The sequence below is a fragment of the Methyloprofundus sp. genome (assembly GCF_965251085.1).
GTDB lineage: Bacteria > Pseudomonadota > Gammaproteobacteria > Methylococcales > Methylomonadaceae > Methyloprofundus.
Map to the genome: position 1 here is coordinate 1,876,231 of NZ_OZ252594.1, position 13,710 is coordinate 1,889,940.

Annotated in this window: 9 protein-coding genes; 4 read left to right on the forward strand and 5 right to left on the reverse strand. The window is 40.7% G+C overall.

The window, feature by feature from the left end; genetic code table 11:
• Window positions 1-3: 3 nt before the first annotated feature.
• The 5 genes from ACQY3F_RS08585 to ACQY3F_RS08605 form a co-directional block, all read right to left on the reverse strand.
• Window positions 4-3,072 carry an EAL domain-containing protein gene (locus ACQY3F_RS08585; protein WP_428354431.1) on the reverse strand — a complete coding sequence of 1,023 codons (3,069 nt, stop codon included), beginning with the start codon at window positions 3,070-3,072 and terminating at the stop codon, window positions 4-6.
• A gap of 39 nt (window positions 3,073-3,111) precedes the next feature.
• Window positions 3,112-3,648: an MASE1 domain-containing protein gene (locus ACQY3F_RS08590; RefSeq protein WP_428354432.1), complete on the reverse strand. Its 537-nt coding sequence runs from the start codon at window positions 3,646-3,648 to the stop codon at window positions 3,112-3,114.
• 33 nt (window positions 3,649-3,681) lie between these two features.
• Window positions 3,682-5,634 carry an acetate--CoA ligase gene (gene acs / locus ACQY3F_RS08595; protein ID WP_428354433.1) on the reverse strand — a complete coding sequence of 651 codons (1,953 nt, stop codon included), beginning with the start codon at window positions 5,632-5,634 and terminating at the stop codon, window positions 3,682-3,684.
• Between the two features lie 341 nt (window positions 5,635-5,975).
• Window positions 5,976-7,496 (reverse strand): acetaldehyde dehydrogenase ExaC, encoded by a 1,521-nt coding sequence (gene exaC / locus ACQY3F_RS08600; RefSeq protein ID WP_428354434.1) that lies wholly within the window; start codon window positions 7,494-7,496, stop codon window positions 5,976-5,978.
• A 226-nt stretch (window positions 7,497-7,722) separates the two neighbouring features.
• Window positions 7,723-8,304, reverse strand: a complete 582-nt coding sequence (locus tag ACQY3F_RS08605) for a TetR/AcrR family transcriptional regulator (RefSeq protein ID WP_428354435.1) — start codon at window positions 8,302-8,304, stop codon at window positions 7,723-7,725.
• A 380-nt stretch (window positions 8,305-8,684) separates the two neighbouring features.
• On the opposite strand from ACQY3F_RS08605, the gene ACQY3F_RS08610 reads away from it, so the two are divergent.
• From ACQY3F_RS08610 to purB, 4 genes are all read left to right on the forward strand, one after another.
• Window positions 8,685-8,867: a hypothetical protein gene (locus ACQY3F_RS08610; protein ID WP_428354436.1), complete on the forward strand. Its 183-nt coding sequence runs from the start codon at window positions 8,685-8,687 to the stop codon at window positions 8,865-8,867.
• 136 nt (window positions 8,868-9,003) lie between these two features.
• A complete protein-coding gene (locus ACQY3F_RS08615; protein ID WP_428354437.1) occupies window positions 9,004-9,636 on the forward strand; it encodes a hypothetical protein in 633 nt (210 codons plus the stop codon).
• A 450-nt stretch (window positions 9,637-10,086) separates the two neighbouring features.
• Window positions 10,087-12,171 carry a cation:proton antiporter gene (locus tag ACQY3F_RS08620; RefSeq protein ID WP_428354438.1) on the forward strand — a complete coding sequence of 695 codons (2,085 nt, stop codon included), beginning with the start codon at window positions 10,087-10,089 and terminating at the stop codon, window positions 12,169-12,171.
• 120 nt (window positions 12,172-12,291) lie between these two features.
• A complete protein-coding gene (gene purB, locus ACQY3F_RS08625) occupies window positions 12,292-13,656 on the forward strand; it encodes an adenylosuccinate lyase (protein ID WP_428354439.1) in 1,365 nt (454 codons plus the stop codon).
• The last annotated feature ends 54 nt before the right edge of the window (window positions 13,657-13,710 follow it).

The window sequence follows — 13,710 nt, forward strand, 5'->3', positions numbered from 1 at the left end:
AAGTCAGGTTTTAATGTCCAGCAGGCTTGCTATCGGCTCAGGTTTACCAATATGGTAACCCTGCACATAATCCACCCCTATTTCTTTTAATTTATCTAGGGTCTTCTGGTTTTCTACGTATTCAGCTATGGTTTTCAGACCCATGACATGACCAATCTGATTGATTGATTTTACCATTTCAAAGTCTAGCGGATCTTGCAGAATATCTTTCACAAACATACCATCTATCTTCAGTTCATCAAATTGTAAATTTTTAAGATAGGCAAATGAGGATAAGCCACTACCAAAATCATCAAGTACAAACCGGCAACCAAATTTGCTTAAAGTCGCTATAAATAGAGTGGCCTGGTGCAAATTAGCAATAGCTGCCGTTTCGGTGATTTCAAACTTGATTTTATGGGTAGGAAACTTACTTTTTTCAATTTGGCGCACAATATACCTAAGCATATACTCGTCTCCCAAAGACTGTCCCGATAAATTGATCGCAATTGAACGTATATGCTGTAATTTGTTTACATGCCGACTAAACCAGCTTAGTGTGGCACTGACGACCCAGCGATCAATTCGAGTCGCTGAATTATAACGTTCTGCTGCGGGTAAAAACTCATTGGGTGGGATAATTGAACCATCCAGAAGTTGCATACGCACCAGTACTTCATAAGTATAAATTTCCCCTGCATTTCGGGTTGACTCGATTGCCTGTACAAAGAGTAGGAACCTGTCATTATCCAGAGCCATACTGACCTCACTACTCCATTTAATCTCACCTTTACGTTGCTGCAGGCTTTCACTGTTCTCGCTATACACCTCAACACGATTACGTCCCGCATCTTTAGCTGCATAACAGGCGCTATCTACCTGGCGTAATACTTTATGCCTATCTGGGGAGTTTTCATCTATTAGAATTAACCCGATACTCACACCAATTTTAAAAGCGCCTCCATCCCATTGAAAGCGAAAATTGTCTAATGCCTGAATAATTTTATTGGCGGAGTTTCGTGCCTGTTCTATGCCACAATGCTGCATTAAAATAACAAACTCATCGCCCCCGAGACGCGCTAAAGTTTCCCCAGCGTGGATATTCCCCTGCATGACACTACTCACCTGGCGTAACAGCTCATCACCAGCGACATGGCCACAGGTATCATTGACAACCTTAAACTGGTCCAGATCAAGGAAACACAAGGCATGTTCAGCCTTATCCTTCCTCACTGAATGAATCAACCTGGTTAAGCGAGTTTCAAACTCACGTCTATTAATAAGCCCAGTTAACATATCATGGCTGGCCTGGTATTCGATTTCTTTGAGTAAACGTCTGGATTCAGTGATATCCTCCTGCATAACCACAAAGTGAGAAATGCTACCATCAGCATCAAGCATTGGAGAAATATGTTCACGCGCCCAGTACAAATCTCCATTCATTTTCCGGTTCTGTAAATCACCGCGCCATTCCTGCCCCGCTCTTAAGCTTTTCCATATTTCCTGATAGGTCTCAGCAAAAGTCATTGGTGAACTGACGACTTCTGGCCACTTGACTTTTATATCCTGCAAAGCTAATCCGGTAATAGCACTAAATTTAGGATTCACATATTCAATTGTGCCATTAATATCACTGATCAAAACTGCATTTGAGCTATGAGTAACCGCCAAAGATAATTTCTCCAGTTGCATATGCGATACTTTCAACTGTGTTATATCTTGAGCGATTCCTTCAATCCCTATAATTTTCCCTTGTTGATCAATAGTGGCTGATTTGGTAATACGAAAAGTATGTAAATCACCTTTCTTATCGATGATTTCTAGCTCATATGGAGGGACTGTTTCACCTTGAATAGACTTAATTGTATATTCTCTGGCTAAAAGATTAAGTTCATTATTAGGTAGGTAACTGGAAAAATTGCTGATAAATTCTTCAGGTTTGTAACCCAATACCGTCTCAACCGAGGGACTTATATAGGTTAATTGGCCATCTACATTACGTGAATAAATCAAATAATCATCTTGCACGCCTTCAACTAACTGCCTATATTTAGCTTCACTTTTTTCTAATAATAGCGCTTTTTCACTGATTTCTCGGGTTTTGTCATCAACTTCCTGACGAATACATTGCTCCCGCCCACTAATACTGAGTAAAAAAGCACCGATGACACTGAGAATAAAGAAAGCACCTATAATTACCCAGTAAAATACCATAGGCGTGTAGTGTTCTTGTAGGTAGGCAGAAGGCCGGTAAGTGAATTGCCATTGCCTATCACCTATGGTGACCCATTTTTTTTCGAACAGTTGTTCACTTTTTACAATTTCTAGGCCGCTAGGCTTAGGCTGGGTTGTAAAGAGCAAACGGTGTGCTCCACTATCAGTAATGTCGCTAATCTCTAATTCCAGCCAATGCCTGGTTTCCGAACTTAATAAAACATTAAAAAAATTCTTAAACTTATAAGCATGTGCTACAACACCTATCATATGATTAGTCTCTGAAAACACCGGCAATAAGACCAAAAAAAGATCATTGACACTCGTTACTACTTCTTTAGATAGAGTAGGAATAACCACTGGCTGCCTGGTATTTTGCATATACAGACATAATTTCTGATGCCGTTTGGCAAAGCAAATATCAATTCCTTTTACTATGCCTAGAGTATCTATTACTTTTTTATCCGTAATATTAGGCGCATGTAAATACTTGCTAACATAATAATAAGGTCGCTGAGGAGCCGTGATTAAACGCTTATTTACTATATCAAAATCAATGATTGGATTAGCATAACGGGTTTCAAAAACATCGCGATCCTGATCACTGACGTACTCAATCCAGCTAACAAAATAAACATCATTAAAGCCACTATTGGTGAAATCTTTAAGATAACCCGTAAACTCAGTGGGTGTGACATAATAACTGTTTTGAAAATAAGCTCGCGTAGATTTTAATAAAGTCCTATGTAAGTCTATCTCGCTTGTAACAAAAGTATGTCCCATACTGACATTTGAATAAAACACCCTCTTTTTATATTGCTGCTCTATCGTTTTCGTAATATTTAATGCGCCTAGGAATAATAGAAATAGGACTAACATAGGTAAGCCTACACTTACCTGGCGTCGATGCCATGCAATTCAAGGAAGTGCGAATAAAGTTAAAACAATAGGCGTAAATAATATAACGCCTAGAGCATTGCCTACCCACCAGATAATCAAAGAATCTAGCCAGTTAGCCAGATTAAGCACGCCCGTAACTAAGTCAACACTAACAATAAAAGCAGCCGGGAAAAACGTTGCAACTAGACCCGCGACAAGAAAGAAACAAACAATATCCTTATCATGCAGTAAACGGGTTGGCCAGATTTTAAACTTGATTAATAAAAATCTGACCAGCCATGATTGCAATACGGCTTGCAAACCGATAGCAAGACAAATAAATAGTGCAATTTTATCGTTTAGCCCGAGTAGGTATTGCGCTACCAGAAAACTACCCGCAAATACCGCAGGCAGTAACCGATACCCCCAGATTAATACTGCTCCAGAAGCTATCCCTGCAGGTACCCACATAGGCGATACACCACTGGGTGCGATGGATAAATTAAGTGTTATTAATCCGCCAATAACATAAACCAGCAATAATATTATATTGCCCTTGAGCAGGTTTTTGATCATTTACACATAGGCTTGTAAGCTATTTGCAGGTGCCTATCGATTAAAACGATTTTCAATGATACTTTCTACAACACTAGGGTCTGCCAGAGTCGAAGTATCGCCTAAAGTATCAATCTCGTTAGCTGCGACTTTGCGTAAAATACGCCGCATGATTTTTCCTGAGCGGGTTTTAGGTAACTGTGCAGACCATTGGATAATATCTGGGGTCGCAATAGGGCCAATGCAGGCACGAACCAATTTAACTAACTCTTTGTTTAATTCTTCAGTCCCTTCAATTCCAACATGTAGTGTGACATAGGCATAAATGCCCTGCCCTTTAATATCATGCGGATAACCTACAACAGCCGACTCTGCAACTAAGGGATGTTCATCCAGCGCACTTTCAACTTCCGCTGTTCCCATTCGATGGCCCGATACATTAATCACATCATCGACCCGACCGGTTATCCAGTAATAGCCCTGCTCATCGCATCGTGCGCCATCACCGGTAAAGTAGTAGCCAGGATAATTTTTAAAATAGGTATCGATAAAGCGTTGGTGATCGCCATAAATACTACGTGCTTGCCCAGGCCAAGGGCGCTCTAACACCAAGACACCTTCAGAACCATCCTCAACTACCTGCCCTTCAGTACTTAAAATAGCGGGCTTTACTCCAAAAAATGGGCGCGTTGCAGAACTGGGTAATAATTCAGTAGCACCTGGTAAAGGGGTAATCAAAATGCCTCCCGTCTCGGTCTGCCACCAGGTATCGACTATCGGACAGTTTTCCTTACCTACAAGCTGGTAATACCACTCCCAGGCCTCAGGGTTAATAGGCTCGCCGACTGAACCCAAAATACGCAAACTACTACGTTGCGTATTCTCTAAATATTGATTACCTACTGCCATTAAAGCTCTTAAAGCGGTAGGAGCCGTATAGAAAATATTCACCTGATGCTTATCCACCACTTGCCAGAATCGACTAGCATCAGGATAAGTCGGTACGCCTTCAAATAATAAAGTCGTCGCGCCATTGCATAAAGGCCCGTAGATCATATAAGTATGCCCGGTGATCCAGCCGATATCAGCGGTACACCAATAAATTTCACCTTCCTGATAATCGAAGATGTATTTATGTGTGATCGCAGCATATAACAAGTAACCACCTGTGGTATGCACTAAACCTTTGGGCTTACCCGTAGAACCAGAGGTATATAATATAAATAAAGGATCTTCTGCATCCATCCATTCCGGCTCGCATTCCGGAGCAGCTTCTGCCATAGCCTGATGATACCAGATATCCCTCGTTTCCTGCCACGCAACGGCATTACCTGTGTTTTTAATGACCACCACACTATGCACACCCGGGCAAGCTTCAAGTGCTGCATCCACGACTGCTTTAATAGGCGTAATTTTACCACCGCGATAACCTTCATCAGCGCAGATTACAATCGTACAATCAGCGTTGTTAATCCGGTCTTTAAGTGCCTCCGCAGAAAACCCACCAAAAACGATAGAATGCACTGCACCTATACGGGTACAAGCTAAAATGACTGCAGCGGCCTGAATCAACATCGGTAAATATATGCACACCCGATCTCCTTTTTTCACACCTTGCGCCTTTAACACATTGGCAAACTGACACACTTCCATATGCAATTCCCGGTAAGTCATCTTTGCATCATTTGCCGGATCATCACCTTCCCAGATCAAAGCGACCTGATCTCCGCGAGTAGCCAGGTGTCTATCCAGACAATTAACACTGACATTCAGTTGCCCTCCCTCGAACCAGCTAATTTTTCCCTGCGGATAATCATAGTCCATCACCTTATCCCAGGGCTTATGCCAATCTAAAAAATGCTCCGCTTGCTCTGCCCAAAAGACTTCAGGTTGCTCAATTGATTGCTTATATAAAGCCAGGTATTGGTCATTATCAATATGTGCATTTTTAGCGATATTAGTTTTAACAGGGTAACTTTCGCTGGCGTAGGTTTGATGATTGGACATTTAATAATTCCTCTGTTCCACAGTCTGCGTGGTGTAATTCCTTGTCCCCCCTGCTCCGCAAGGGAATACATGCGATAAAGCTCTGCGCCATACAATGGAACACAGAATATATTTTAAACACAAAAAAGGCGACTTTAAAAGCCACCTTTGGAACGCGCACGGAATAAGTTGAGCATCTGGGACAGAGTTTTTATTCGTATTTAAAGCCTGCCCCGTGCTTGATACGGGGACGTAGAAACAGGCACATAGCCTGCTACGTAACAGTTTCTACAACGCAGAAGACGGATAAAAAGACCAGCTAGTTTTAAGTAATTTCGTGCACGTTCCTTAGCTGAATAAACTTAGAAAAAACCTAAAGGGTTAATATCATAACTGACCAGCATATTCTTAGTTTGCTGATAATGATCCAGCATCATCTTATGTGTTTCTCTACCGATACCTGATTTTTTATAGCCGCCAAATGCAGCATGTGCCGGATAATGATGATAACAATTTGTCCATACACGCCCCGCCTGAATACTACGCCCCATACGATAGGCACGATTCATATCCCGCGTCCATAGGCCGGCACCTAAACCAAACTCGGTATCATTAGCAATAGCCAGCGCTTCTGCTTCATCTTTAAAGGTTGTCACTGAGATAAAGGGACCAAAAATTTCTTCCTGAAAGATACGCATCTTATTATGCCCTTGCATCACCGTCGGTTGGATATAGTAACCTTCATCCAGCGCGCCTCCAAGTGTCGCCATCTTTCCACCCATCAGCAGTTTAGCGCCTTCCTGTTTGCCAATCTCGACATAACGTAATATCTTGTCGAACTGTTCTTTAGATGCCTGCGCACCAACCATGGTTTCAGTATCGAGTGGACTACCACGTTTAATTTTCTCTGCCCGTGCGATCACTTTTTCTATAAAGGCATCATAGATCGATTCCTGAACTAACAATCTTGATGGACAAGTACAGACTTCGCCCTGATTAAAAAAAGCGAGTACCGCGCCCTCTATGCATTTACTGACAAATTCATCCTCTTGGTCTAATACATCAGCGAAAAAGATATTCGGTGATTTGCCACCCAGTTCAACGGTAGACGGAATAATATTTTCCGCAGCACATTTTAAAATATGCTCGCCTACCGGTGTCGATCCGGTAAAGGCAATTTTGGCAATACGTTTGCTAGTTGCTAAAGCCTGTCCTGCTTCAGCACCAAAACCATTAACAATATTAAGTACGCCTGCAGGTAGTAAGTCGCCAATGACCTCCATTAAGATCAAAATAGAGGCAGGTGTTTGTTCAGCCGGCTTCATCACGATGCAGTTTCCTGTTACCAGGGCAGGTGCTAATTTCCAGCAAGCCATCAATAAAGGAAAGTTCCACGGAATAATTTGCCCAACAACGCCCAGTGGTTCATGAAAATGATAAGCCACGGTGTTTTCATCGATTTCACCAATAGAACCTTCCTGGGCGCGCATACAACCCGCATAATACCGAAAGTGATCTGCACATAAGGGAACATCAGCTGCCAGAGTTTCTCTTATCGCTTTACCATTATCCCAGGTGTCAGCGACTGCCAGTTTTTCCAGATTGGCATCAATACGATCTGCAATCTTCAATAAGATATTCGATCTTGCAGTTACTGATGTTTTCCCCCAGGCATCTTTAGCCTGATGCGCCGCATCGAGTGCCAGTTCAATATCATCTGCTGTAGAACGCGGAATCTCACAAAACACCTGGCCGTTAACCGGGCTTTTATTTTCAAAATACTGACCTTGAACGGGAGCCACCCATTCTCCGCCGATAAAATTACCATAACGTGGTTTAAAGTCGACTTTACTATCTGTTGTATTTGGTGCGGCATAAATCATTTTCATTAACTCCAGTAGAACGAATGTTCATTGTTAGGAAAAAAAACCTGTTATAAACAGTACATAACAGGGGAGTAGGCTTTAGCCTACCTATATAATTCTTACACTACACATGTAGGCTAAAGCCTACTCCCCTTCGAGTGTCTCGTCTTAAGTGCGTAGTCTAAAAAAACGTCGTAAACAATGCTTAACACGGGGCGAGCTCCAATGATTACTTGTTATTTTATTATTTAATTATAGATAAGGTCACTTTATTAATATCTTCAAGTACAGACCGTTGTGAACAAACTTTACCCATCACTAGCAAACCTTGCATACTGCTAGTTAAAAAACTGGCAAGCTGTTTTAAATCCAACTCAGTGGATATTTCACCATTCGTTTGAGCTTTTTGTAAGGCTTGATAAAACCCATTTCCCAGTGCATTCAGTAAATGTAAAACTTTCTGCTTAGTCTCTTCGTCCCTTATACCTCCCTCTATAGCTGAATTAGTCACTAAGCAGCTACGCAAAGGCCCAGCAGTTAATAGATGTTCAACTAATTGCGCGAAAAACAATTCAATAGCTTCCACGCCTGAAACCTTGCTCTCCAGTATATCCAGAAACTGCTTGACCACCACCTTGCCATAACGGTCAAGAGATTGTAGAAAAAGCTTTTGCTTACTACCGAAAGTGGCATATAGACTACCGCGCTGAATGCCCATACCATTAACAAGGTCTTGTATGGAGGTCGCTTCGTAACCTGTTGCCCAAAACACGGCTACCGCCTTATCCAGAACTTCTTCCCGGTTAAATGCCTTAGGTCTGGCCATAAGTAATTTCTAGCTTGAGAGAGTTAATAAGTTTTATCCTAGAAAAATCAGTTGCTCACGGCTGCTAGTACAAGTTATTGATTCCACCGCACTTCCAAAAAATATCCGCTTAAGTTATGGGTGAAGCTAAATATTTTTTAAAGAGTTATATTAATTCAATATCTTGCACTATAAATTCGCGCTCAACTGATTTGTCTAGATTTAAGACTAATCGCAAATTAAATTCATCATAGTTTATTTTAGAATCATTGGTCAAAAATATGATTTAAAAACGCTATGTTTATTTTTAACCAAAAAGATTTTAATCTTTGCTCTTAAAATTCTTTTATGGTCAATTAAAGTAAGGTAAAAAATACCCTGATACTATTGTTTGTGGTTTAATGGCTATCAAAAACTATGGTCGAATTTGCAAAGTTTCCAGACTTTTTGCAAATCAAGTCAATAAGAAAGTCAATAAGAAAGTCAATAAGAAAGTCAATAAGAAAGTCAATAAGAAAGTCAATAAGAAAGTCAATGCGAATTTCTTAGTGACAAGCAAACTACCCGCTGACATTGAACCGTAGGCTAAATAAAGTGCTATCGAAAATTGGCCAGACTCTGTTACACACCCACAGTTCAGTCATCCATTTGTTAGGTTCTCTGATTCTGCCTACATGTCCGTAATCCATAGTTGTTGTCGCTATCATGCCCGTTAATTTATTGGAGCAAGCTATGGTTAGAAGCACATTAGACGAAATTCTAGTACGCCTGCGGGTTACCCAACAAGAACTTGAAACCGAAATCGAACGCCTGTTAAAAGATAGGCGTGAGCGTTTTCATTATAGTCTACGCCGTGGCAAAGTGATTTTTGAACGCAATGTTCGTCGTTTGCAACGCCAGCAACGCACTGGCTTATGGAGCTATCTGCGTAAAGCACCTATTGCGCATATACTTTCCTCACCTATCATCTACAGTCTAATTGGTCCTCTATTTTTGTTGGATATATGGATTAGTATTTATCAACATATTTGCTTTCGCATTTACGGTATTCCCCTGGTAAACCGATCCGAGCATATCGTTATTGATCGCCATCGCCTACCTTATCTAAACGCAATTGAATCATTAAATTGTGTTTATTGTGGCTATGGTAATGGTCTTATTGCCTATACACGCGAAGTTATTGCCCGCACTGAACAATACTGGTGTCCCATAAAACATGCGCAACGTCGTCTGGATGCCCATGAACGCACACTTATGTTTGTTGACTATGGCGACCTTGAAGGTTGGCGCAAAAATTTCAAAAAAATACGTCATGATTGGTCAGACACTACTGGTGACAAGAATCAGGACTAAGAAACGAGCCATATAGATCTGCATGCTATTACAACACTAGGAGTGCTATCCGGAAATAGCAGCAGTAGCGAGGAAAATCTGGCCAAAATCAGCTTTTCCGCAGTAGACTTTCTATTCTCGGACAGACTTCCAGCATGACCGCCGGGCGTATTATCAGTTTGTTTTATAAAAGAATCCCATACAAAGTAAAACTCCTCTTCTGCCTACCTCGCTAAGTGTATAATTAGCGGTATAGTAACAAACCCACTTATAGTTTCGGATCATTCACGGTTACTTAAACCTGGAAAAATCGGTTGAACGTTGATTTATAGTGCAAGATATTGGTTACAGAGTGCTTTCAAAAATCTTATCTTCACCGATGTTTAATAGGGTATTTCATAGAAATATTGTGGGATCAATCGCTTACGCTAGAAACCGTGAGCAACTGATTTTTAGCTTAAAGGAGCAGGCATGACACTCGACGTTTATTTATCAGTTTTTACCCTGATGCTATTTGCTCTGGGTATTAATATCATTTCGCTGAAAACACGTCTTCCTTATACAGTGCTTCTGGTTATAGGCGGTTCACTGCTAGTCCCCCTGTCCAAAATCGATTTTTTTTCGTTTATCACCAGTTTCCAGTTAACCCCGGAACTACTATTTTTTGTTTTTCTGCCGATCCTGATTTTTGAGTCTGCCTATAACATCAAGATTCGCAATATAAAGGAAAATAAATATACCATTAGCATTTTAGCTATCCTCGGCTTGCTAATTTCAACCTTGTTTATTGGCTTTGTCGGGCAATGGGCATTTTCTCTTTTAGGCTTCGAAATACCGCTATTAGTCACCTTGTTATTTGGTGCCATTATTTCTGCGACCGACCCCGTTGCCGTGCTTTCCTTATTTAAAGAGTATGGTGCACCGCATCGCCTGACCTTGATATTTGAAGGCGAGAGCCTGTTTAACGATGGTACGGCTTTTGCCATTTTTCTGGTGATGCTGGAAATCATGTTACACGGTTATCACGGCAGTGCCACAGTGTTACAAGGCGTGTTCTCATTCAGCACCATGATCCTGGGCGGTGGCTTATTTGGTTTGTTTATGGGGCTCTTGTTTTCCAAATTGATAGAATGGGTTAAGGGTAATGAACACCTGGAAATCACACTGACATTATTAGTCGCACACTTCACCTTTCTAATCGCAGAGCTACTTTCCGAAAAATTAGTAATTTACGGCCACCCTATTCATTTTTCTTCAATTATTGCCACCCTGGTTTCTTCGCTAGTAATGGGCAATTTCGGGCGTTATAAAATGTCTCCCGACATAGAACAATATATGGAAAAATTCTGGGGCTATTTCGCCTTTATTTCCAACTCTCTGGTATTTATGTTGATGGGCTTATTATTTACCAGTCTTTCTATCTCTCTGGATATCGCCATTCTACCTATCATCACCATGATCTTTGTGGTGGTCATCGCCAGAGCATTTTCTATCTACACTTCTATTGGCATTGCTAACCAGCTTACCTCAGAAGAAAGTATCCCCTTAAACTGGCAGCATTTACTTTCCTGGGGTAGTTTGCGCGGCTCAATTGCGGTCATTATGGTTCTTTTAATACCCGATGAACTGACTCTGCCTGACTGGCATTATGAGTACTCGATCAAAGAATTTATTATTGCTATCACCATAGGTAGTATTTATTTCACCTTATTATTCAAAGCAACCACCATAGGCAAAGTCATTCGCTGGTTAAAAATTGATGCCTTGTTGCCGCATGAACAAATGAGTTATTTTAAAAGCAAAGCGCTTATTTATCAGACCTTATGCGCTAAAAGCAAAGAACTGTTCGACAATCGTGATATAAGTGAAGCGCAATACAATGCCCTAAACACGGAATATCAAGCCCTATATCAAAAAGTTTGCCAGCAATGCGAGGATCAGACCCAAGGCCTTAGCCATATCGGTGAAAACATGTTGCGAATTTATACCCTGGCGATACAAAAAGGTGAATTAAAAGAGCTATTCAGACGCGATGAAATTAATGAAAGTATCTATAAAAAGAATCTGCTAATTTTAGACACTCAAACAGAGAAGGTTCAACAAGATCGCCCTAAATTAAAATCGCTCAATACTTACTTGAGTTCTTATAAAAGTCTATCTAAGCTGATGGGTTTTCTACGGCGTATTTTCTTTATACCTTCCAGTAAAAATGAAAGCCATGAACTTTATCTTTATTATCATACCCAATACAAATTGATCAACAAGGTACTGGATGAATTAGAAGTGATGGAAAACTCTCCCCTGGTCGAAATTTTTGACGATGCACAAGCCATACAAAATGTTATTAACATTTATCAGAGCTTAAAGAAAAACACCGTTCAGCAAATGGAAAATGAAATTCAATCTAATAGAGACCTAGTGGATGATATGAATGAACAATCTGCTATAGCCCAGTTACATATTACTCAGGCGGATACCTTAAAAGAGTTACATGAAGATGAAATTATTTCCAGTAAATTACATGTCTTACTAAAAAATGAAATGCTGCATAAGTAAAACCTGCGGGTTGCTACTTTAATAATGGTTACAAAAATAAGTGTATTTTTGCACCGGCATAAACTATCTTTTGTTAAAATGTTCAACACTATTCTGCTCTCTACTTGCTAATAAAAACACATGACGAATTTCTCCCTTACCGCTATTTCCCCAATCGATGGACGCTATGCCAGTAAAGTCGAAGCATTACGCCCTATTTTCAGCGAATATGGATTAATTCGTTTACGTGTTCAGGTCGAAGTTCGCTGGTTACAAGCCTTGGCTCAACATGATCAAATCACTGAAGTACCTGTTTTTAGTGAATCTGCAAATCTAGAACTTAATCGTATTGTTAGCGAATTTTCTGAAGCAGATGCCCAGCGGGTTAAAGATATTGAAAGCACTACCAATCATGATGTCAAAGCAGTTGAGTATTTTTTAAAAGAAAAAATCGCGGATAATAGCGAATTAAATGCGGTAAGTGAGTTTATTCACTTTGCTTGTACTTCGGAGGATATTAATAACCTTTCTTATGCCTTAATGCTAAAAGAAGGCCGTGCCGCCATTCTGCCGCAAATTACTGATTGTATCGAGGCACTGAGAAACCTGGCTCATGAGAATGCTGCTCAGCCGATGCTGTCACGTACGCATGGTCAATCGGCCAGCCCTACAACAGCAGGTAAAGAATTTGCTAATGTCGTCGCACGCATGTTGCGCCAGAAAGACCAGTTTGAAGCGGTAGAAATATTAGGCAAAATCAATGGCGCAGTGGGGAATTATAATGCCCATGCCGTAGCCTACCCGGAAATAGACTGGGAGGCATTCTCAAAAGACTTTGTCCAATCACTGGGTTTATTCTGGAATGCCTACACCATACAGATTGAGCCGCATGATTATATAGCTGAATTTTTCCAATCCTTATCACGTTTTAATACTATTCTATTAGACTTTGATCGCGATATCTGGGGCTATATTTCTCAAGGCTTTTTTAAGCAAAAAACTATTGCCGGTGAAATCGGTTCATCGACTATGCCACATAAAGTAAACCCGATTGATTTTGAAAATTCAGAGGGTAATATCGGCTTGGCAAATGCATTGTTTCATCATCTAGCAGAAAAGCTGCCTGTCTCTCGCTGGCAACGTGATCTAACTGATTCTACTGTCTTGCGTAATATAGGTGTGGGCGTTGCACATACCAGCATTGCAATACAATCAACTTTAAAAGGTATATCCAAATTAGAAATTAACACCGATATCATCGAAGCTGATCTGGATGCTAACTGGGAAGTATTAGCTGAGCCGGTACAAACAGTGATGCGCCGCTATGGCATCGAAAAGCCCTACGAGAAATTAAAAGAACTCACCCGTGGGCAACGAATTACAGCAGCTGATATGCAGGCGTTTATTGAAAAACTGGATATTCCTGATGAAGCTAAACAGAGCCTTATTAAGTTAACACCACGCAGTTATACCGGCTATGCGGAAAAATTAGCATCGGAAATTTAAGCTAACCCATAGCTTGGGTTGCATCTTTTCGTAACCCAACATCTATGCGAAAAA